This is a genomic window from Burkholderia sp. BCC1208, from assembly GCF_902833095.1.
Lineage (GTDB): Bacteria > Pseudomonadota > Gammaproteobacteria > Burkholderiales > Burkholderiaceae > Burkholderia.
In genome coordinates this window covers 472896-494697 of record NZ_CADFDY010000005.1, presented here as the reverse complement: position 1 = coordinate 494697, position 21802 = coordinate 472896, and the positions used below count along the sequence as shown (strand labels likewise).

Below are 21802 nucleotides of genomic sequence, written 5' to 3'. Positions count from 1 at the left end.
CCCGGACCCTATCGATGACCCGCATCCGCAACCCGTTGAACATGGCGCAGCTCCAGGCGTTCGTCTCCGCCGCGCACCTCAAGAGCCTGCGCGCCGCCGCCCGCGAGCTCGGCGTCACGCAGCCGGCGATCACGCACACGATCCGCGAGCTCGAAACCGCGCTCAACGCGGAGCTGCTCGCACGCAGCGTGCGCGGCGTCGAGCTGACCGCCTGCGGCGAGGCGCTGCTGCCGCGCGCCGAGCAGTTGCTCGGCGACATCCGCCGCACGGTCGAGGCGGTCGAGCAGGTGAAAGGCGAGATGTCGGGGCGCGTCGCGGTCGGCACGATGCCGTCGATCGCGCTGACCGCGTTGCCGCGCGCGGTGACGGCGTTCCGCGGGTCGATGCCGAACGTCAGCCTGCATCTCGTGGAAGTGACGGTGCCCGACGCGCTCGCGCAGTTGCGCAACGGCACGCTCGACATCGCTGCGATGCACCATGTGCCGGCGCTCGACCGCGATTTCACGCAATTGCCGCTGCTGTCGACCGAATTCACGATCGTGATGCGCGACGGCCACCCGCTCGCCCATGCGCGCCGGTTAGAGGAACTGCTCGACGCCGAGTGGATCGTCACCGTCGGCGCCGAGCAATTTCCGCACAGCGTGATGGTCGGGATGTTCGAGGCGCACGGGCTGCCGCTGCCGAAGCGTTTGCTGCGCTCGCCGATGTCGTTCGCGGTGACGCTGGGGCTCGTCGCGCGCTCGGACGTGATCGGCTGCTTCACGCGCCCGCTCGCCGCGATGGTCGCGCCGCTCGGCATCCGCACGGCCGAACTCGACGAAAGCATGCCGCGCTTCGACCTGTCGATCATCGCGCGGCGCGACCTGCTGCCCACGCCGGCCGTCTCGCACTTCGTCACGTGCCTGCAGCGCGCGGTCAACGAAACGCTCGGCTGAACCGTTCCTGTGTGTGAAACGGCGGCGCACCCGACGCGCCGCCGCCGGGCCCGGTATCGGGGCTTGTCCTAGGCGCCCTGCCGGTATTTTGTCTTGATAATCTTGCGCACGTCGCGCGCCCCCATCGGGCGGGCGAAACGGACTGTCCGACGCGAAGCCGCGGCGGGCCGAAGGCTTACGGCGCGGCACAACCGCGCACCCATCGAACAAAACGAGGAGTCACCGAGTGAAAAAGATTCTTGCGGCTGTGACCGTGGCCCTGCTCGCCGTATCGGCCGGCAGCGCGTACGCGAAAGACTGGACGACCGTGCGGTTCGGCGTCGACGCAAGCTACCCGCCTTTCGAATCGAAAGGCGCTGACGGCAAGGTGGTCGGCTTCGACGTCGATCTGGGCAACGAAATCTGCCGCCGCATGAACGCCAAGTGCGTGTGGATCGAAAACGACTTCGACGGGATGATCCCGGCGCTGAAGGCCCGCAAGTTCGACGGCGTGCTGTCGTCGATGTCGATGACGCCGGCGCGTCAGGAACAGATCGCGTTCTCGGCGAAGCTGTTCAACACGCCGACGCGCCTCGTCACGAAGAAGGGTGCCGGCCTGATGCCGACGGCCGAATCGCTGAAGGGCAAGACCGTCGGCGTCGAGCAGGGCACGATCCAGGAAACCTACGCGAAGACGTATTGGGCATCGAAGGGCGTGAACGTCGTGCCTTACCAGAACCAGGACCAGGTCTACGCCGACCTGATCTCCGGCCGTCTGGACGGCGCGCTGCAGGACGCGGTGCAAGCCGAGATCGGCTTCCTGAAGACGCCGCGCGGCGCGAACTTCGACTTCGCCGGCAAGGACATCGACGATCCGAAGACGCTCGGCAACGGCGCCGGTATCGGCCTGCGCAAGGAAGACACCGACCTGAAGGCGAAGATCGACGGCGCGATTGCCGGCATGCGCAAGGACGGCACGTACGACAAGCTCGCGAAGAAGTACTTCGATTTCGACGTCTACGGCAAGTAATCCGGCCGACAGACGCGCGATTCGGCGCGATGGGAACGGGCTCCGCGAGGAGCCCGTTTTTTTTGCGCGCGGCGCGGGCGACGTTTTTTTTCCGCGCCAACCTGATGATTCTCAACGGAAAACCGCGCGTTCTGGCGCCGGTTTGATGGCGGCGAGAAAGGCAACGTACAATCGATCTTCCTCGCACACGGATCATTCGCGGCTGCGCCGCACTTCCCTCATCATGCAAACGCAGACCCATCCGCTGATTTCCCCCGCCGTCGGCACCGAACGCCGGATCACCAGCTTCCATTACGGCCCGCGCGGCGGCAAGAAAGTCTACATCCAGTCGTCGCTGCACGCGGACGAGCTGCCCGGCATGCTGGTCGCCACGCTGCTGCGCCGCAAGATCGCCGCGCTCGAGGCCGCCGGCAAGCTGCTGGGCGAAGTCGTCGTCGTGCCCGTGCCCAATCCGATCGGCCTGTCGCAACACGTGTTCGGCGATCATCTCGGCCGCTTCGAGCTCGGCTCGATGCAGAACTTCAACCGCAATTTCTACGATCTCGCGGCGCTCGTGCTGCCGCGCGTCGAAGACCGCCTCACGAGCGACGCGCAGCGCAATCTCGCCGTCGTGCGCACCGCGATGCGCGAAGCGCTCGACGAACAGAAGCCGCGCACCGAACTCGACTCGCAGCGCCTCGCGCTGCAGAAGCTGTCGTTCGACGCCGATATCGTGCTCGACCTGCACTGCGACAGCGATGCGGTGATGCATCTCTACACGAATCCCGATCTGTGGCCGGACGTCGAGCCGCTGGCGCGCTATCTCGATGCCCAAGCGTCGCTGCTCGCGCTGAATTCGGTCGGCAACCCGTTCGACGAAATCCACAGTTTCTGCTGGTCGGATCTGCGCAACCGCTTCGGCGACCGCTTCCCGATCCCGAACGGCGCGATTTCCGTCACGGTGGAACTGCGCAGCGAACGCGACGTGTCGTACGAGTTCGCCGAAAAGGATGCGCAGGCGATCGTCGAATACCTGACCGAGCGCGGCGTCGTCGAAGGCACGCCGGCGCCGCTGCCGCCGCTCGCGCACCCTGCCACGCCGCTCGCGGGCACCGATCCGCTCGTCGCGCCCGTATCGGGCGTGATCGTGTTCCGTACGCCGGTCGGCGTGATGATCGAGGCAGGCCAGGCCGTGGCCGACATCGTCGATCCGTTGACCGATCGCGTCGTCACGCTGAAGAGCAGCGTGTCGGGCGTGCTGTACGCGCGCCAGATCGTGCGCTTCGCGACGGCCGGCATGGAAGTCGCGCGCATCGCCGGCGCGACCGCGATCCGCACCGGTTCGCTGCTGTCCGCCTGAGCCCGCGCGCGGCCCGCGCGCCGGACCTACCGCGGTTCGCATGCGGTCGCATGCACCAACGAAATCGCCCGCTTGCGCGGGCGATTTGCTTTCCGGAACGCGCGCCGGCGGCCGGCGATCGGCGGCCGGCCGACGCGCGCGAAAACCGTTCAGAACGCGGGCACGATCGCACCACCGAACTTCTGGTCGATGAACTTGCGCACGTCGTCCGATTCATAGGCCGCGACGAGCTTCTTCACCCACGGCTTGTCCTTGTCCTGCGCGCGCACCGCGATCAGGTTCGCGTACGGCCCGCGCAGATCCTCGATCGCGATCGCATCCTTCACCGGCGTGAGCCCGGCCTTGACCGCGTAGTCGGTGTTGATCGACGCGGCATCGACGTCGGGCAGCGCGCGCGGCAGTTGCGCGGCGTCGAGTTCGACGATCCTGATCTTCTTCGGATTCTCGGCGACGTCGAGCGGCGTCGCGTTCACGCCGTTCGTGCCGGCGCCGGCCTTCAGCTTGATCACCCCGTACTTCTGCAGCAGCAACAGCGCGCGGTTGCCGTTCGACGGATCGTTCTGGATCCCGACCTTCGCGCCGACCGGCAAATCCTTCAGCGACTTGAGCTTCTTCGAATAGAAGCCCATCGGGGCGGTATAGGTGAGCCCGACGTTGACGATCCTGTAGCCGCGCTGCTTGATCTGGCTGTCGAGGAACGGCTGGTGCTGGAAGCCGTTCGCATCGAGATCGCCGGCATCGAGCGCCGCGTTCGGCTGCACGTAGTCGTTGAATTCGATGACCTTGATCGCGAGGCCTTCGCGCGCGGCGACCTTCGTCACTTCGGTCCAGATCTGCGCGTCGGGGCCGCTCATCGTGCCGATCTTCAGCGTTTGCGGGTCGGCGTGCGCGCCGGGCGCGGCGAATGCCAGCGCGGCGGCAAGTGCGCCGAGGCCGGTCAGGATCGAATGTCGCATGGGGTGTCCTCTTGTCCCGTGTCGTTTGTTGGAGCACGGATCGTGGCACGGAGCCCGAACGCCATCAACCAAGCTTATTTCATGTGCATATTACGGCGCTGGATCAAACAACTGCCGAAATCGGTATAACTCCGGGCTAGGCAACCGGGCAGAATCCAGTGTCGCATCGGCACCACACATTCTTCATATGACAGACGCTGTCATATTCATTACGTGGCCCGCCGATAAAGTTGCGCCGGTCCGTGAACGCGCCCACAGAGTGCGCCGGAACCGCAACTGGACACGCCATTTATTCGCTCGGAGAATCCTTTGAACAAGAAACTGTTGACCATCGCCATCCTCGCAGCAACGGCCGGCGCGGCGCACGCGCAAAGCAGCGTGACCCTGTACGGCGTGATCGACGCCGGTATCAGCTATGTGAACCACAGCAAGAACGCTGCGGGCGGCAGCAGCAAGCTGTTCAAGTATGACGACGGCGTTGCCCAGGGCAGCCGTTGGGGCCTGCGCGGCACCGAAGACCTCGGTGGCGGCCTGAAGGCGATCTTCGTGCTCGAAAACGGCTTCAACAGCGGCAACGGCACGATCGGCCAGGGCGGCGCGATCTTCGGCCGTCAGGCTTACGTCGGCCTGAGCCAGTCGCAATACGGCACGGTCACGTTCGGCCGCCAGTACTCGTTCTCGACCGACATCCTCGGCTCGAACTACTCGACGGGCGGCAACACGATCGGCGGTAACTACGCGTACCACGTGAACGACGTCGACCAGCTCACGTCGAGCCGCATCAACAACTCGGTGAAGTTCCAGAGCGCGAACTACGCCGGCTTCACGTTCGGCGCGTTGTACGGCTTCTCGAACTCGACCGACTTCGCCGGCGCACCGGCCACGACGTCGGGCACGACGACGACGGCAGGCTCGTCGCGCGCATACAGCTTCGGCCTGAACTACGCGAACGGCCCGTTCGCCATCGGCGCCGCGTACACGGACATCCGCTTCCCGAGCCAGTCGACGCCGGCGTTCTCGACGACGATCGCGAACATCAGCACGGGCAACATCCGCGACCTGCGCACGTATGGCGTCGGCGGCCGCTACATCTTCGGCCCGGCGACCGCATGGCTGCTGTGGACGCGCACGCAGTTCACCCCGCTCGCGAGCGGCGCATCGGGCACGTTCTACAACGCATACGAAGCAGGCCTGAAGTACGCGATCACGCCGGCCCTGTCGGCAGCAGCCGGCTACACGTACACGAACGCCACGCAAAGCGGCAGCTCGGCGCACTGGAACCAGGGCGACCTGGGCCTCGACTACGCGCTCAGCAAGCGTACGGACGTGTACGGCCTCGTCGTCTACCAGAAGGCATCGGGCAACAACGTGCAGGCGCAGATCGGTTCGAGCACGAGCTACTTCAACACGTCGGGCAACGGTTCGTCGAACCAGCTGGCCGCTCGCGTCGGTATCCGTCACAAGTTCTAAAGCATCCGCTTGACGGTCCGCTCAACGCGCGGATCACGACGGCGAGAAGCGCCCCGCTCCACGCGGGGCGCTTTTTTATGGGCTTTTAAGTTTCGCTTAATTCTGGGCTGAGAGGATGCTCTCACCCCCCCTGTTGGCCGCCTGAGCATCGGCGGCTTTTTTTTTAAACGCCGACGGCGCCGCCATCGATTGCCCACAAGACAGGATCGGAGGCCATGATGATCGAAGATACCGTTTTCAGCCATCTGCACGCGATTCTGACGTGCCAACACTCGCTGCCGGTCCAGAGCTGCCGCGTCTCGGTTGAAATGCAGCGCCCCTGGGGCCGCCCGTATCGCCTCGTCGAATGGACGATGCATCTCGACGCCCCCGCGCGGCGCCAGATCGTGCCGGCCGAATCGACCGACGAAGAGATCGCCGAAGTCGTCGCGTCGCACGTGCCGGGCCGGCTGTACGGCGACGGCCGGCTGCAGTTCTGAACGCGGTTCCGCTCCCCCCGCTTCCCGTCTTTCGGCCGCGCCGCACGCATCGTGCGGCAGTCGGTCTCGTTTGACGCGGCAACGAAACCTGCTACGCTGCGCGTTTTCGTCCACGCAACACACGATGGAAAACGCATTCAACGAACGTGGCGTCATGGTCACGCGCAACGGCCTGTCGGCCGCCGGGCAGGTATTCGCCCTGCGTGACATCCGCCGCGTCGACGTCGTCAAGATTCCGAAGAACCGTCTCGTGCCGTCGCTGATCTCGCTGATCGGCGCGGCCATCGCCGTCGCCGGCGGCATCGGCGCATCGAGCGCCGCGCTGGTGGTCGGCGTGATGCTCGCCGTCGTCGGCTATCTCGCCTGGGCCACGCAGGACATCACGTATCGCCTGATGGTCGAGATGCCCGACGGCAAGCGCGAAGCGCTGTCGAGCGTCGACGCCGAGTTCGTCGAACGCGTCGCGCAGGTCGTGCGCGACGCGCAGGCCGTCACCGCCGGCGGCTGATTTCGCCTGCATCCGTGCCCGTGGCGTTTCGCGCGGGCTGCAAGAGCGCGGCGCGTGTCGGCTCGTGAAGCCTTCGCGTCGAATCACGGCCGCCCGCCGTCACGCACGCACCTCGCCTCCATTGCGCACGCCGACCGCCTAGTATGGAAAGAGCGGCCCGCCGCCGCATCGTCCGAGGAGGTCGGCATGAACGTCCAATCGCTGTCCGGCATGCTTCGCGCGCAGGAACTGCTGCTCGTGTCGATGATCCGCGCGCTTCCCCTTGACGAGCGCCGTGCGCTCGTCGACCTCTACACCGAACAGATCGCGTTCGCCGAACAGGCCGGTATCGAAAGCCACAGCGATCGCGCGACACACGATGCGTTCATCGCGCATGCGCGCAATCTGCTGATTCGCATCGAAGCGCTGGCGTAGGCCCCGTTTCTCCCGAATTTCCGCCCCCGGCTCGCGCAAGCCGTGCATGCGAGCGCTTACTCGCATGGGCCGCTTTGCGCCCTTGTATTGATAATAATTCTCATTTACACTGGTAAAGTTGTCAGTTGCCTTTCACATCGCCGTTTGCCGCATGCCGCGCGCAAACGGGCCAGCCAGGTGAACGCGTCACCCAGCCAGCCTTCGGGCTCGTTATCGTCAATGGGAGACCACCTGTGCATTGCTATACGCTGGCGCGGCGGCCGATCTGTGCCGCGCTGTTCGGCGCGTTCGGCCTGTCCGTCGCCACGGCTCACGCCGAATCGTCGCCGCAAGGCGCCACCCCGCCTGCTGCCGTCCTGACCGCCGCGTCCACGCGCGGCGATGCGGCGCTGCTCGACCCCGTCACCGTCACGGCCACTCGCACCGCCACCGCGGCGAGCCGCACGGCGGCGTCCGTGTCGGTGATCACCGACGACGATCTCGAGGAGCAGCAGGCCACCAACATCAAGGACGCGCTGCGCTACGAGCCCGGCATCACGGTGCGCCGCACCGCGTACCGGCCCGGCACCGCCGCGCTCGGCGGCGGCCGCGACGGCGATTCGAGCATCAACATCCGCGGCCTCGAAGGCAATCGCGTGCTGCTGATGGAAGACGGCATCCGCCTGCCGAACGCGTTCTCGTTCGGGCCGCTCGAAGCGGGTCGCGGCGACTACGCCGATCTCGACACGCTCAAGCGCATCGAGATCCTGCGCGGGCCGGCGTCGGCGCTCTATGGAAGCGACGGCCTGACCGGCGCGGTGAACTTCATCACGAAGGATCCGCGCGACCTGCTGTCGATCTACGACAAACCCCATTACTTCTCGTTCCGGCCGAGCTACGACTCGGCCGACCGCAGCATCGGCGCGACCGTGTCGGCCGCGGGCGGCAACGATCGCATCCAGGGGATGATCATCGCCGACGGACGGCGCGGCCACGAGGTCGACACGCGCGGCGGCAACAACTCGGCGAGCACGCTGCGCACGACGTCGAACCCGCAGGACGTCTATTCGGAATCGCTGCTCGGCAAGCTCGTGCTGACGCCGACCACGCGCGACACGATCAAGCTCACCGCGGAAACGGTGCAGCGGCGCGTGAGCACCGACGTGCTCTCCGCGATCAATCCGCCGACGACGCTCGGCCTCACGACGAACGACCGGCTCGAGCGCAACCGCTTCAGCGCCGACTACGACTTCCGCGACGACACGTTCCGCTGGTTCCAGACCGCGCACGTGCAGTTCTACTACCAGGACGCGAAGCAGGACCAGTACGCGTTCGAGACACGCGGCGCGCCGCTGAAATCGCGCTCGCGCGACAACCAGTACAAGGAACGCACGTTCGGCGGCGCCGCGTTCGCCGAAAGCGGCTTCGCGACCGGCCCGCTCGCGCACAAGCTGCTGTACGGCGTGGACGGCAGCCTGTCGCGCGTGACGAACATGCGCGACGGCACGGTGCCGGGCGTCGGCGAAGCGTTCCCGAACAAGGCCTTCCCCGACACCGACTACACGCTGTTCGGCGCATTCGTGCAGGACCAGATCGGCTACGGCCGCCTGCTCGTCACGCCGGGCCTGCGCTTCGACACGTACCGGCTGAGCCCGACCGGAAACGATCCGCTGTTCACCGGCAAGGCCGTGTCGACGAGCGCGAACGAACTGTCGCCGCGCGTCGCCGTGCTCTACGAGATCACGCCCGCGCTCATTCCGTACGTGCAGTACGCGCACGGCTTCCGCGCGCCGACTCCCGACCAGGTGAACAGCAGCTTCTCGAATCCGGTGTACGGCTACACGTCGATCGGCAATCCGGACCTGAAGCCCGAAACCAGCGACACGTTCGAAGCCGGCCTGCGCGGCAAGGCCGGCACCGGCTACGGCGTCGTGCGCTACAGCGCCGCTGCGTTCACCGGCCGCTACCGCAACTTCATCTCGCGCACGACGATCGCCGGCAGCGGCCGGCCGGTCGACCCGTTCGTGTTCCAGTACGTGAACTTCGCCGACGCGCGCATCCACGGCCTCGAAGGCCGCGCCGAATGGGTGATGCCGAACGGCATCACGCTGAAGACGGCGATGGCGTTCACGAAAGGTTCGACGCAGAACGACGGCGCGGCCAGCCAGCCGCTCGACACCGTGAACCCGTTCTCGGCCGTGTTCGGCGTGCGGTACGAGCCGAGCGAGCGCTGGTTCGTGCAGACCGACCTGCTGTTCCAGGCCGCCAAACGCGACAAGGACATCGACAAGTCCGACTGTTCGAACAAGGCGTGCTTCACGCCGCCGTCGTCGTTCGTCGTCGACCTGCGCGGCGGCTACCGCTTCAACAAGCACGTGAGCGCGACGATCGGCATCCGCAACCTGTTCGACCGCAAATACTGGAACTGGTCGGACGTGCGCGGCATCGCGGCCGATTCGCAGGTGCTCGACGCGTATTCGTCGCCCGGCCGCACGGTCGCCGTCAGCATGAAAGTGGATTTCTGATGCGCGTTGCCCGCGCTGCCACCCCAACCGTTACTTGAAGGAGTCCGACATGATGCAATCCGCCCTTCCCGGTCAATCGGCCACGCCGGCCCGCGCGGCCGCCGCACTGCGCGACGCGTTCATCAAGCTCAAGACGGAGCGGCAGCTGCGCAACCGCGACGTCGCGCAGGCGCTCGGCGTCAGCGAAGGCGAGGCGCTCGCCGCGTTCGTCGGCGAGCACGTCGTGCGGCTCGAAGCGCGCTTTCCGGCGATGTTCGAGGAAATGCCGCGCCTCGGCTGCGTGATGGCGCTGACGCGCAACGACACGGCCGTCCACGAAAAAGACGGCGAGTACGCGCAGATGAGCCACGATGGCCCCGTCGGCCTCGCGCTCGGCGACATCGACCTGCGCATCTTCTATCGTCACTGGGTGTCGGCGTTCGCGGTGCGCGACGAGACCGCGCACGGCCCGCTGAAGAGCCTGCAGTTCTTCGATGCACAAGGCCATGCGATCCACAAGGTCTACCTGCGCGCGCACAGCGATCACGCCGCATACGACGCGTTCGTCGAACGCTGGCGCGCGCCGTCGCAGGAAGCCGGCCTCGACGTCGCGCCCGCCGCGCCGAAAACGCCCGAGCGCGCGGACAGCGAGATCGACGTCGCGGGCTTTCGCGCCGCGTGGGACGCGATGACCGACACGCACCAGTTCTTCGGCATCACGCAGCGCTTCGGCGTAAGCCGCATGCAGGCGCTGCGCCTCGCCGACCCGCAATACGCGTATCCGGTCGAAACCGCGCATGCGTTGCGCCATGTGCTCGAACGGGCAGCCCAAAGCGGCCAGCCGATCATGGTGTTCGTCGGCAACGCGGGGATGATCCAGATCCATACGGGGCCCGTCGCGAACGTGCGCGAGGTCGGCGCGTGGATCAACGTCCTCGATCCGGGCTTCAACCTGCACGTGCGCGAAGACCTGCTCGCCGCCGCATGGGTCGTGAAGAAGCCGACGAGCGACGGCATCGTCACGTCGCTCGAACTGTTCGACCGGCAGGGCGACCACGTCGCGCTGCTGTTCGGCGAGCGCAAGCCGGGAAAGGTCGAACGCGACGACTGGCGCGCGCTCGTCGCGACGCTGCCGCCGGCCGCACGCGGGGACGCGCGGTGAGCGCGCGGCCATTCGATCCGCGCCGCCGCGCGGTGCTGGCGAGCGCGGCGGCCGGCGCGCTCGCGGGCGCGCTGCCCGGTAGCGTGCTCGCACAAGTTGCGCCGGCCGCACCGAAGCGCGTGATCGTGATCGGCGGCGCGCTCGCGGAGACCGCATTCGCGCTCGGCGGCGCCGAGACGCCGCGTTACCGGCTCGTCGGCGCCGACACGACCTGCACGTATCCCGACGCCGCGAAGCGCCTGCCGAAGGTCGGCTACCAGCGCGCGCTGTCGGCCGAAGGGCTGCTGTCGCTGCGGCCCGATCTCGTGCTGGCATCGGCGGAAGCCGGTCCGCCGACGGCGATCGCGCAGGTGAAAGGCGCCGGCGTCCCGGTCAGGACGTTCGACGAGCGCCACGACGTCGAATCGGTGCGCGCGAAGATCACCGGCGTCGCGCAGGCGCTCAACGTGCGCGATGCGGGCGCCGCGCTGCTGCGGCGTTTCGATCGCGACTGGCAGGCTGCACGCGACGCAGTCGCCGCGCGCGTACCCGGCGGCGCGCAGCCGCCGCGCGTGCTGTTCGTGCTGAACCATACCGGCACCCAGGCGCTCGTCGCCGGCCAGCGCACGGCCGCCGACGCGATGATCCGCTATGCGGGCGCGCGCAACGCGATGCAAGGCTTCGATCACTACAAGCCGCTGACGACCGAGGCGCTCGCGGCCGCCGCCCCCGACGTCGTGCTGATCTCCGACGAAGGGCTGGCGGCCGTCGGCGGTCACGCCGCGCTGCTCGCGACACCCGGCTTCGGCGCGACGCCGGCCGGCCGCGCGCGGCGCGTCGTATCGCTCGACGCGCTGTTCCTGCTCGGCTTCGGCCCGCGCCTGCCGCTCGCCGTCACGACCCTGCATCGACGTCTGTCGGATGCGCTCGCCTGATCCCGGATCGACACGATGCCCGCTCACGCTTCGCCCTTCGACGCGCCATCGCCCGCCTCGCGCACCGGCGCCGGCGCCGCGCGCGTCGGCACGTCGCGCCGCTTCGCGCCGTTCGTCCTGGCCGCGCTCGCCGTTCTGGTGGGCGCGATGTCCGTCGTCGCGCTGTGCGTCGGCGCGTACCGCATTCCGCTGGCGGAAGCCTGGGCCGCGCTGAGCGGCGACCCGGCCGCGCAACAGGCGCGCGCCGTGCTGCTCGACATCCGCGCACCGCGCGTCGCGCTCGCGCTGCTGGTCGGCGGCGGCTTCGGCGCGACCGGCGCCGCGATGCAGGCGCTGTTCCGCAATCCGCTCGCCGATCCGGGCCTCGTCGGCGTGTCGAGCGGCGCCGCGCTCGGCGCGACCACGCTGATCGTGCTCGGCCCCGCGCTCTTCGCCGCACACGCGAGCGCAGCCGCGCTGCCGGGCGCCGCGTTCGCGGGCGGCCTCGCGGTCGCGATGCTCGTCTACCGGCTCGCCGCATCGCGCGGCCGGCTTGCGCTGCCGCTGCTGCTGCTCGCGGGAATCGCGATCAATGCGCTGGCCGGCTCAGCGATCGGGCTGCTCACGTTCGTGGCCGACGACGCGCAGCTGCGTTCGCTGACCTTCTGGAGCCTCGGCAGCCTCGGCGGCGCGCAATGGTCGACGCTGGCGGCCGTCGCGCCGTGCGTCGCGATCGGCTGCGTGCTGCTCGTGCGTGAACGCGATGCACTGAACGCGCTGCAGCTCGGCGAAACCGAAGCGCTGCATCTCGGCGTGCCCGTGCAGCAACTGAAGCGACGCGTGCTCGTCGCGGTCGCGCTCGCGATCGGCGCGCTCGTGTCGTGCGCGGGCATCATCGGTTTCATCGGGCTCGTCGCGCCCCATTGCGTGCGCCTCGCGTGCGGCCCCGACCAGCGCATCGTGCTGCCCGGCGCCGCATTGCTCGGCGCGTTGCTGACGCTCGCGGCCGATCTGGCCGCGCGCACGGTCGCCGCGCCCGCCGATATTCCGCTCGGCGTGCTGACCGCGCTGCTCGGCGCGCCGTTCTTCCTCGCGCTGCTGTGGAAAAACCGCGGCGCGCTCGGCGGGTAATCCCTTTTTCACGACGACCATGCTGACTGCCCACCACCTCGACGTCGCCCGCCGGCACGACACGATCCTGCACGACCTGTCGCTGTCGATCGAACCCGGCCGCGTGACCGCGCTGCTCGGCCGCAACGGCGCGGGCAAGAGCACGCTGCTGAAGACTTTCGCCGGCGAACTGACCGGCAACGTCGCGCCGAACGGCGTGCGCGTGACGGGCGACGTCACGCTGAACGGCGAACCGCTCGCGCGCATCGACGCACCGCGGCTCGCATGCCTGCGCGCGGTGCTGCCGCAGGCCGCGCAGCCAGCCTTCCCGTTCAGCGTCGACGAAATCGTGCTGCTCGGCCGCTATCCGCATGCGCGGCGCAGCGGCGCCACGTCGCACCGCGATCGCGACATCGCCTGGCGCGCGCTCGAACGTGCGGGCGCCGAAGCGCTCGTCGGCCGCGACGTCACGACGCTGTCGGGCGGCGAGCTCGCGCGCGTGCAGTTCGCCCGCGTCCTCGCGCAGCTGTGGCCGGACCACGACGCAGCGGAATCCGGCCCACGTTACTTGCTGCTCGACGAGCCGACCGCCGCGCTCGATCTCGCGCACCAGCACCGGCTGCTCGATACCGTTCGCGCCGTCGCGCGCGAATGGCAGCTCGGCGTGCTCGCGATCGTCCACGATCCGAACCTCGCCGCGCGGCATGCGGATACGATCGCGATGCTCGCCGACGGCACGATCGTCGCGCATGGCGCCCCGCGCGACGTGATGACGCCTGCCCATATCGCGCGGTGCTATGGCTTCGCGGTGAAGATGGTGGAAACCGGCGACGGGACGCCGCCGGTGATGGTGCCCGCGTAGCGCAGGTGTGTATTGCAAGATCGTCGTGCCGCTCGATGTCGCGTGCTGCCCTCGTTGGCGGCCTTCACGAACGCCCGCCGTACTCAATGCTCGACATCCGCCGCGCCGAAGCTCCGCATCTTCCAGCCCAGCCGCACGGCGAGCATCCGCATCGCGAAGCCGACCGCCAGCGCGATCGCCGTCGCAAAGCCCGCGTCGATGCCGAGATGCTGCATCCCGACATACAGCGCGCCCGTGACGAACGCGACGCTCGCATACAGTTCCTCGCGCAGGATCAGCGGCATCTCGTTGCAAAGCAAATCGCGCAGCATCCCGCCGCACACGCCCGTGATCGCGCCGGCCAGCACGACGATGATCGGCGCCGTGCCGGTCGACGCGCCGATGTCGCAGCCGATGATCGTGAACGCCGCGAGGCCGATCGCATCGACGGTGACGAACAGCGTCTTCATCCGCACGACGTGCCGCGCCGCCCACGATGCGACGGTCGCCGCGACGAGCGTGATCACCAGGTATTCGGGATGCGCGATCCAGCCGAGCGGATAGTGGCCGAGCAGCACGTCGCGCACGGTGCCGCCGCCGAGCGCCGTCACCGCGCCGACGAGCGCGAGGCCGAAGCGGTCCATCCCGCGGCGCATGCCCATCAGCGCCCCCGACATCGCTTCCGCGACGATCGCGATCAGATAGAGCGTATGCATGGCGCGCGTCAGTCGTCGGTCCGGAACAGGTCGAGCACGCGTTCGCGCTCGGCCGCATCGACGGCGGCGGGCATCGGCTCGCCGGGCCTGCCGTTGTCGGCAGGCGCGTCCGACGCGTCCCGCACCGCCGCGCCGCCGCATGCAAAGCGGCTGCGGATATACGGCGGCACGTCGGCCGTACACGTGCCGCGCGTGTATTCGGCGTACACGAAATCGCCGTCGACGAGCGCGACGTCCTGCGGCGGCGTCGCATCGACCGGCGTGCGCCCGTCGACGGCCGTCTTCATGTAGTCGAGCCAGACCGGCAACGCCAGCGTCGCGCCGGTCGCGCGCCCCATCGGGCGCGGCGTGTCGTAGCCGAGCCACGCGACCGCGACGATGCCCGACGAGTAGCCGGCGAACCACACGTCCTTCGACCCGTTCGACGTGCCCGTCTTGCCCGCCGCGTCGTCACGCCGCAGCGCGAGCGCCCCGCGTGCGGTGCCGGCCCGCACGACGTCGCGCAGCATGCTGTCCATCACGAACGCATTGCGCGCCGACACGACCCGCTCGCCCGCCGGCACGGTCGCCTCGTACATCGCGCCGCCGTGACGCTGCTTCACCGACAGGATCAGGCGCGGCTCCATCCGCGTCCCGCCGTTCGCGAACACGCTGTATGCGCTCGCGAGTTCGAGCGGCGTCACCGCGCCCGCGCCGAGCGCGAGCGGCAGCGATGCCGGATTGCGCTGCGCGTCGAAGCCGAAATGCACCGCGTGCTGCTGCACGTAGCGCGCATCGGTGGCCTGCATCAGGCTGACCGCGACCAGATTCTTCGAGCGCACGAGCCCGCGCCGCACCGGGATGAAGCCTTCATAGCGATTGCCGAAATTACGCGGACGCCACGGCCGTGCGCCGGTTTCCGCGTGCGTGAGCGTGCGCTGCGTATCGTCGACGAGCACGCCGGGGAAGTAGCCCTTCTCCAGCGCCGCCGAATAGACGAACGGCTTGAAGCTCGACCCCGGCTGGCGATACGCCTGCAGCGCGTGGTCGAACACGTTGCGATTGAAATCCGCGCCGCCGACCAGCGCGAGCATGTCGCCGGTGGCCGCATCGAGCGACACGAGCGCGCCTTCGAGCCCGTTGCGCGCGTCGCGCTTCGCGCGCGGCTGCCGGCTCAGCGTGCGCTCGAGCGCGGCTTCGGCCGCGCGCTGGTCGCGCATCGAGATCGTCGTCGTCACGTCTAGGCCGAGCGTGTACGCGTCGTCATGAAACCGCTCGACCATCATTCGGCGCGCACGCTCGGCGACGTACGGCGCCGCGACGATCCCGGGCGGCGGCGTGGTCGCCAGCGCGACCGGCGCGTCGACGGCCGCGCGATACGTCGCCTCATCGATCTGACCGAGCGCGTGCATCCGGCCGAGCACGTAATTGCGCCGCGCGGTCGCGCGCGCCGGATTGACGACCGGGTTGAACGCGGACGGCGCCTTCGGCAACCCGGCGAGCACGGCCGCCTCGCCCGCGCTCAGCGCGTCGAGCGGCTTGCCGAAGTACACGTGCGCGGCGGCCGCGAAGCCGTACGCGCGTTCGCCCAGATAGATCTCGTTCATGTACAACTCGAGCAGCTTGTCCTTGCTGTATTCGCGTTCGAGCTTGGCCGCCATCAGGATCTCGGCGAGCTTGCGGCTCAGCACCTTGTCGCGCGTCAGGTAGAAGTTGCGCGCGACCTGCATCGTGATCGTGCTGCCGCCCTGCCCCGGCTGCCCGGTGACGACGTTCGCGAACGTCGCGCGCGCGAGGCCGCCGACATCGACCGGGCCGTGTTCGTAGAACTTCGCGTCCTCGGCCGCAAGCAGCGCGTGCCGCATCAGTGGCGGGATGCGTTCGAGCGGCACGAACTCGCGCCGCTCGACGCCGTATTCGGCCAGCAGGTCGCCGTCGCGCGAGAAGATCCGCAGCGGCAGCGCGGGACGATAGACAGCCAGGTGCTCGACGGACGGCAACTGCGTCCAGATGCGATCGATCGTCCATGCGCCGATGCCCGCGCATGCGAGCGTCAGGCCGAGCAGCGCGCCCGCGAGCGTGCGCCATACACGGCGGCGGCGCGGTGGTGCGGATGGCGGCGTGGACGGCGGCGGCGGCGGATTGGCGGTGTGGTCGGTCATGTCGGGCTCCTTCGTCAGTGCCGCGACGGCCGGCGCGCGAGCGGCGCCGATCGGTCACGAAAGGCGCGCATTGTCGAAGGGATCACGCGAAACCGGAACATTCTTTAGCCAAAGTTTGGCTGGCTAAATTTTATTTAGGAAAGTGCTTTGGGGCTCGCTCACACCGTGCATGCGGGTCTGCGGCATGTCGTCGCGACCGAGCGCGCCGGGCGCGTGAACCGGTTCGCTTGTACCATCGTCGGATGTTCGATCGATACCTCGACCTGTGGGGCCTCGTTCCCGACGGCGGCCCGATCCTGACCGCGAGCGGCGGCCTGCTGCCGGTCGTCTGGCACGCGCGGCCCGCGATGCTGAAGGTCGCGACGTGCGACGAAGAACGGCGCGGCAATGCACTGATGGCCTGGTGGAACGGGCAAGGCGCCGCGCAGGTGTGGCGACACGACGGCGACGCGATCCTGCTTGAACGCGCGCAGCCGGCGCCGTCGCTGGCCGCGTTGTCGGCAGCGGGCCACGATGACGACACGATGCGCATCGCCTGCGACGTCGTCGCGCGGCTGCATGCGCATCGTGCGCCGCAGGTGCCTACGGTTGTGCCGCTGCACGACTGGTTCTACGCGTTGCTGTCGAACGATGCAGACAACGACGCGCTGCGGCGCTCGGCAGCGATCGCACGCCAGTTACTGGCGGGGCCATCCGTCGACGAAGTCGTGCTGCACGGCGACATTCATCACGACAACATCCTGCATTTCGGCGATCGCGGCTGGCGCGCGATCGACCCGAAAGGACTACGCGGCGAGCACACGTTCGATTACGCGAACCTGTTCTGTAATCCTATGCATGACATTGCGGTCGATCCGGTGCATTTCGAGCGGCGCGTTGTGCTCGTGGCAGATGCGGCGCGGCTCGACCGGCGGCGGTTGCTGCAATGGATACTCGCGTGGTCGGGGCTATCGGCCGTGTGGTTGATCGAAGATGAACTGCCGCCCGATACGCGGCTGCAGGTCGCGAGGCTTGCGGCGGGTGCGCTCGGGTTGTAGCGATACGCATCGACCATGAAAACAGCCCATCACGGATTTCCGCGGGAAAGCGGCGAAGACCACCGGTATTCGGCCAGTTTCAGACACTCGACCATAACGACTAGATCACCGACAATCTTCAGTACCCGCTTGCCTTTGGTCAATATCGATGAAAGTTTCGAGAGATTTCGGAATCGTTGTCAGGCGGGCTGCAGCGGCCCGCGGGCTGATGCCTGACGCGCTACGGTTTGCCTTTTCTTCTTCGTCCGCATATCCATGACTTTTACGCCTCATGATATGCCCCGCCCACGAAATGACGGATAGGTCCGAGTGGAGCTGGAAAACGTCGTGCAATGCAACCTCAAAAACGACGCTTATGTCCTGTACCGCGCTTCGTCGAGATCCTCGATCAGTGTTGGTCCTGTCGGGTGCCAATCCAATCGCGCCTGTGTCCACGCGCTCGAAGCGGGCATATCCAGCCCGACGAACATCCCCATCCATCCGAAATGCGCTGCGGCTTCCGTCGGGGCGATCGAAATAACTGGCAACTCAAGGCCTCGACCCAGCGCCTCGGCGATTTCGCGACTGCTGATGCCCTCCTCGCCGACAGCGTGATAACGCGCGCCCCGTTCGCGCGCCTCCAGTGCGAGCCGGTAGAGACGCGCGACGTCGGATAGGTGGCCGGCCGCCCAGCGGTTGCTTCCGTCACCGACGTAGGCAACTACACCTTTTTCACGAGCCACGTCGATAAGCGGCCCAATGAGGCCCTGCTTGAACGGATTGTGAACTTGCGGCAGTCGTACCACCGACACGTTGATGCCCTGTTGTAGCAGAGTCTGCCCCGTCAGTTCGGAGACAATGCGCGGATTGGGATGACTGGCATTGAAGATGTCTTCGGTCGCGGGTTCGCCGTGCTGGCCGCCGCCCATTCCGGTCCCCGACGTGATGATCAGCGGTCGATCGGAACCCGCGAGTGCGGCGCCGAGTGCGGTAATCGCGCGCCTGTCCTTTTCGCAATTCTCGGCGAACCGGGTGAAATCGTGGTCGAACGCCAGGTGAATAACGCCGTCTGCCTTTGCGGCGCCGCTACGCAGGCTTTCCGGCTCCTCGAGCGTGCCGCGATGCGGCTCGGCGCCCGCGTCGATGAGTGCTCGCACTCCCGCGTCCGAGCGCGTCAAACCAATCACCTGATGACCGGCCCGAATGAGTTCGGGGACGAGCGCCGAACCGATAAAGCCCGTCGCACCTGTCAGGAAAATACGCATGGTGAAGCCTCCTTGGTCGTCAGGTGTCCACTATCCGATCATTTGTTATCCCGTTAAAGTAGTGACCTCATCATAGTAAAGCGACTAACAGGTTCACTATGTCAGTCAATACGCCCAGGTCGCTTGGAGATTTTCTGAGAAGCCGCCGGACGCGCCTTGACCCCGCGAGCTTTGGATTTACCGGGCGCAGGCGAACGCCTGGACTACGCCGTGAAGAGGTGGCCCAGCGCGCCAATATCAGCCCGACGTGGTACACATGGCTCGAACAGGGGCGTGGCGGTGCGCCTTCTGCGGAGGTGCTGGACCGGATCTCCAGTGCCCTGATGCTGACGCCTGCCGAGCGCGAGCATCTTTTCATGCTCGGGCTTGGGCGGCCGCCCGAGGTCCGCTATAACCCTGTCAACACTGTCAATCCTCGGTTGCAGCGGCTGCTCGATTCGTTGGACGCCAGCCCGGCGATCATCAAGACCGCTACCTGGGACGTCGTTGCCTGGAACCGTGCCGCCGCGGTGGTGCTGACTGATTACGGGACCTTGCCGTCCGGTCAGCGCAATATTCTCCAATTCCTGTTTCGCAATCCCGCCGTCCGCGAGAAGCAGCACGATTGGGAAAGCATCGCCCGTGTCGTGGTAGGCGCGTTCAGAGCAGATGTGGCTCGCGCGGGTCTCGCGTCCGAGGTCGGCGAGCTGGTTGCCGAATTGCGCGATCTTAGCGCGGAGTTTGACGCGCTGTGGCGGGACAACGAGGTACTTGACCAGAGCGAAGGAGACAGCGTCAAGCGACTTCAGCATCCCACGCTGGGCACGGTCGAACTGGAGTACTCGGCACTTTCCGTTGACGGTCGGCCAGACCTGGGCTTGATCATCTATACGCCGCTCGACAGTGAAGTCGCGGAGCGAATCAGGGCGCTTGCCGCACTACATCAGCGCGATGCTGTGGCCGAAGATGCGTCGCAAGAGGACGTACGAGCTGGATGACGTCGGCGACCGTTCAGGGTCGACGCCAGCCGTCGCCTTCCCGCGCCAGCGCATCCTTCGACGCGCGTCACGGACGGCGCCGCACCGATAGACGCAAGCGCTGAATCCCGAGCCCGCTCGAAACAGCGGCCGTCTGATCGTGGAGTAGTATTCCCGCATATTCAGGCGATTACCCGGCCTCTACGGCGCACAGCCGCCCCGTCTACGCGTAGTGGCGTCGGCCGTGGCGACGGCATTGATGGAAACGCATCATGTCAACCGAGTGGAAGCACCGCGTCAGACTGTTTGTTCAGCGTTTCTGGCAGCCGACCAGTGCGTGCATGACCTGCATGCCGGGGAGCTGGGGAAACATCGCGAGCGTTGCGCACTGGACTATCGCATTTCATACCGGTCTGCTTACCGGCCTTCTGGCTGTACTCCTGACTTTCACGCCTGTCTCGAAACTCTACGCGCATCGATACGGCAATGCGCTGGTCGTTGGCGTGCTGACGACGTTGGGCGATGCCTACTCGCACACGAGTCATTACCGTATCCCCTATGTCGAGCACATCGTGACGGGTGCGATTTCAGGTCTCCTGGCGCTGGCGGCCTCATACCTCTTCGAAGACCGCGCGCGACGCCTTCGCACGGTGTGGGTTCGAATTGTCGGACAGCTTACCCGCTGACTTTCCGACCCACGACGCACCCGAAAAAAAGCCCGCCGGCTTGCACCGACGGGCTTTCGTATCCGACTTGCGCGGCGTTTCAGCGCGCCGGGTTCAGCGTCAGATTCATGTGACGGTTCACATCCTTGTACAGCAGATAACGGAACCGCCCAGGCCCGCCCGAATAGCAGGCCTGCGGGCAGAACGCGCGCAGCCACATGAAATCGCCGGCTTCCACCTCGACCCAGTCCTGGTTCAGGCGATAAACGGCCTTGCCTTCGAGCACGTACAGGCCATGCTCCATCACGTGCGTTTCCGCGAACGGAATCACGCCGCCCGGCTCGAACGTCACGATGTTCACGTGCATGTCGTGACGCATGTCGCTCATGTCGACGAAGCGCGTCGTCACCCATGCGCCGTTGGTGCCCGGCATCGGGATCGGCTCGACGTCCTGCTCGTTGGTCACGAACGCTTCCGGCAGCGGAATGCCGTCGACGGCCTGATAGTGCTTGCGCACCCAGTGAAAACGCACCGCGGCATCGCTGACGTTGTGCAACGTCCAGTCCGCGCCCGGCGGAATGAACGCATAGCCGCCCGGCTTCAGCGTGTGCTGCTTGCCTTGCAGCGTCAGCTCGGCTTCGCCTTCGACGACGAACAGCACGGCTTCGGCGTTCTTGTCCTGCTCGGGCTTGTCGCTGCCGCCGCCCGGATTCACTTCGACGATGTACTGCGAGAAGGTTTCCGCGAAACCCGACAGCGGGCGGGCGATCACCCACAGACGCGTGTGGGTCCAGAACGGCAGCCAACTCGTGACGATGTCGCGCATCACACCCTTCGGAATCACCGCGTACGCCTCGGTGAACATCGCGCGATCGGTCAGCAGATCCGTCTGCGGCGGGTGGCCGCCATGCGGCGCGTAATACGTTGTCTTAGACATATTGCATCCAGGCAATGGGTTGGTCCGGCCCCGGGCGCTAACGGCATCGGGCGCTTCGCATGCGCGTGGGGCACGCATGCGGCGGCGGGACATCGTTGCCGGGGTGGCTGAAAGCGCATGCGCCTTCGATCGGTCGGCCAGGCTTCGCGTCGGGTCCGTCCGGTTCAGCGGACACGGCGGCCCGGGTTGTCGGGCTGCCGGCCGCGCCGCTGCGCTCTCGATCATGCGGCGAGGCGCGGACGGCGGCACGGTTCGACTCCGTACGCGAGCATCGCCGACGATAGCGAAGTCGATCCCGATCGACCAATTAAATGTTGCGATGACATCCATTCGATTTCGCACTACCCGTCGGCACCCGCGATGCGCAGTGGGGAAGCGTTGCGGGGCGGGCCGACCATCAGGGAAATCCTGACCGTTGCGACATTCGTCCAATGCGTCCGTGCACGGCAACGCAGCGTGCAAGCGCCGCTCTCGATGCAGCAGCCCGTTACGCGAGTCGAAGGCGGT

The 21802-nt window shown here is 67.1% G+C and carries 20 protein-coding genes; 15 read left to right on the top strand and 5 right to left on the bottom strand.

What is annotated here, in order from left to right; all coding sequences use genetic code 11:
- The first annotated feature begins 14 nt into the window (after positions 1 to 14).
- The 3 genes from HWX09_RS14980 to HWX09_RS14970 all read left to right on the top strand — a co-directional run bounded on the left by HWX09_RS14980 (position 15) and on the right by HWX09_RS14970 (position 3283).
- A complete protein-coding gene (locus HWX09_RS14980) occupies positions 15 to 935 on the top strand; it encodes a LysR substrate-binding domain-containing protein (RefSeq protein WP_027781602.1) in 921 nt (306 codons plus the stop codon).
- A gap of 226 nt (positions 936 to 1161) precedes the next feature.
- Positions 1162 to 1944 carry an ABC transporter substrate-binding protein gene (locus HWX09_RS14975; RefSeq protein ID WP_027781603.1) on the top strand — a complete coding sequence of 261 codons (783 nt, stop codon included), beginning with the start codon at positions 1162 to 1164 and terminating at the stop codon, positions 1942 to 1944.
- A gap of 223 nt (positions 1945 to 2167) precedes the next feature.
- On the top strand, positions 2168 to 3283 hold the full coding sequence (locus HWX09_RS14970; RefSeq protein WP_027781604.1) for a succinylglutamate desuccinylase/aspartoacylase family protein: 1116 nt from the start codon (positions 2168 to 2170) through the stop codon (positions 3281 to 3283).
- Positions 3284 to 3432: 149 nt separating this feature from the next.
- On the opposite strand, the gene HWX09_RS14965 is transcribed toward HWX09_RS14970, so the two are convergent.
- Positions 3433 to 4239 (bottom strand): MetQ/NlpA family ABC transporter substrate-binding protein, encoded by an 807-nt coding sequence (locus HWX09_RS14965; RefSeq protein ID WP_027781605.1) that lies wholly within the window; start codon positions 4237 to 4239, stop codon positions 3433 to 3435.
- Positions 4240 to 4548: 309 nt separating this feature from the next.
- On the opposite strand from HWX09_RS14965, the gene HWX09_RS14960 reads away from it, so the two are divergent.
- From HWX09_RS14960 to HWX09_RS14920, 9 genes are all read left to right on the top strand, one after another.
- Positions 4549 to 5709 carry a porin gene (locus tag HWX09_RS14960; RefSeq protein WP_027781606.1) on the top strand — a complete coding sequence of 387 codons (1161 nt, stop codon included), beginning with the start codon at positions 4549 to 4551 and terminating at the stop codon, positions 5707 to 5709.
- A gap of 218 nt (positions 5710 to 5927) precedes the next feature.
- Positions 5928 to 6188, top strand: a complete 261-nt coding sequence (locus HWX09_RS14955) for a DUF2866 domain-containing protein (RefSeq protein ID WP_011548992.1) — start codon at positions 5928 to 5930, stop codon at positions 6186 to 6188.
- A gap of 124 nt (positions 6189 to 6312) precedes the next feature.
- Positions 6313 to 6696, top strand: a complete 384-nt coding sequence (locus tag HWX09_RS14950; protein WP_027781607.1) for a DUF6232 family protein — start codon at positions 6313 to 6315, stop codon at positions 6694 to 6696.
- Positions 6697 to 6882: 186 nt separating this feature from the next.
- A complete protein-coding gene (locus HWX09_RS14945; protein ID WP_027781608.1) occupies positions 6883 to 7110 on the top strand; it encodes a hypothetical protein in 228 nt (75 codons plus the stop codon).
- A gap of 233 nt (positions 7111 to 7343) precedes the next feature.
- Positions 7344 to 9614 (top strand): TonB-dependent hemoglobin/transferrin/lactoferrin family receptor, encoded by a 2271-nt coding sequence (locus HWX09_RS14940; RefSeq protein ID WP_027781609.1) that lies wholly within the window; start codon positions 7344 to 7346, stop codon positions 9612 to 9614.
- 49 nt (positions 9615 to 9663) lie between these two features.
- Entirely contained in the window at positions 9664 to 10755 is a 1092-nt protein-coding gene (locus HWX09_RS14935; RefSeq protein WP_027781610.1) for a hemin-degrading factor, read from the top strand.
- The gene (locus tag HWX09_RS14930) at positions 10752 to 11669 is read left to right on the top strand and encodes a helical backbone metal receptor (RefSeq protein ID WP_027781611.1); all 918 of its coding nucleotides are present in this window, start codon (positions 10752 to 10754) and stop codon (positions 11667 to 11669) included. Before HWX09_RS14935 ends, HWX09_RS14930 begins: the two co-directional genes overlap by 4 nt.
- A gap of 15 nt (positions 11670 to 11684) precedes the next feature.
- Complete coding sequence (locus HWX09_RS14925) at positions 11685 to 12779, top strand: iron ABC transporter permease (RefSeq protein ID WP_027781612.1); 1095 nt, start codon at positions 11685 to 11687, stop codon at positions 12777 to 12779.
- Between the two features lie 19 nt (positions 12780 to 12798).
- Positions 12799 to 13620: a heme ABC transporter ATP-binding protein gene (locus HWX09_RS14920; RefSeq protein WP_027781613.1), complete on the top strand. Its 822-nt coding sequence runs from the start codon at positions 12799 to 12801 to the stop codon at positions 13618 to 13620.
- Positions 13621 to 13703: 83 nt separating this feature from the next.
- On the opposite strand, the gene HWX09_RS14915 is transcribed toward HWX09_RS14920, so the two are convergent.
- Entirely contained in the window at positions 13704 to 14315 is a 612-nt protein-coding gene (locus tag HWX09_RS14915; RefSeq protein WP_027781614.1) for a trimeric intracellular cation channel family protein, read from the bottom strand.
- An 8-nt stretch (positions 14316 to 14323) separates the two neighbouring features.
- Complete coding sequence (locus tag HWX09_RS14910; protein WP_027781615.1) at positions 14324 to 16456, bottom strand: PBP1A family penicillin-binding protein; 2133 nt, start codon at positions 16454 to 16456, stop codon at positions 14324 to 14326.
- A gap of 242 nt (positions 16457 to 16698) precedes the next feature.
- Here HWX09_RS14910 and HWX09_RS14905 point away from each other — a divergent pair, with 242 nt between their 5' ends.
- Complete coding sequence (locus HWX09_RS14905) at positions 16699 to 17493, top strand: aminoglycoside phosphotransferase family protein (protein WP_027781616.1); 795 nt, start codon at positions 16699 to 16701, stop codon at positions 17491 to 17493.
- 353 nt (positions 17494 to 17846) lie between these two features.
- On the opposite strand, the gene HWX09_RS14900 is transcribed toward HWX09_RS14905, so the two are convergent.
- Entirely contained in the window at positions 17847 to 18737 is an 891-nt protein-coding gene (locus HWX09_RS14900) for an SDR family oxidoreductase (RefSeq protein ID WP_027781617.1), read from the bottom strand.
- A 98-nt stretch (positions 18738 to 18835) separates the two neighbouring features.
- Between HWX09_RS14900 and HWX09_RS14895 the strand changes: the two genes are divergently transcribed.
- Both HWX09_RS14895 and HWX09_RS14890 read left to right on the top strand, forming a co-directional pair.
- Positions 18836 to 19714, top strand: a complete 879-nt coding sequence (locus HWX09_RS14895) for a helix-turn-helix transcriptional regulator (RefSeq protein WP_027781618.1) — start codon at positions 18836 to 18838, stop codon at positions 19712 to 19714.
- 251 nt (positions 19715 to 19965) lie between these two features.
- Positions 19966 to 20379, top strand: a complete 414-nt coding sequence (locus tag HWX09_RS14890) for a hypothetical protein (RefSeq protein WP_027781619.1) — start codon at positions 19966 to 19968, stop codon at positions 20377 to 20379.
- A gap of 79 nt (positions 20380 to 20458) precedes the next feature.
- On the opposite strand, the gene HWX09_RS14885 is transcribed toward HWX09_RS14890, so the two are convergent.
- Complete coding sequence (locus HWX09_RS14885; protein WP_027781620.1) at positions 20459 to 21295, bottom strand: bifunctional allantoicase/(S)-ureidoglycine aminohydrolase; 837 nt, start codon at positions 21293 to 21295, stop codon at positions 20459 to 20461.
- Positions 21296 to 21802: the final 507 nt, after the last annotated feature.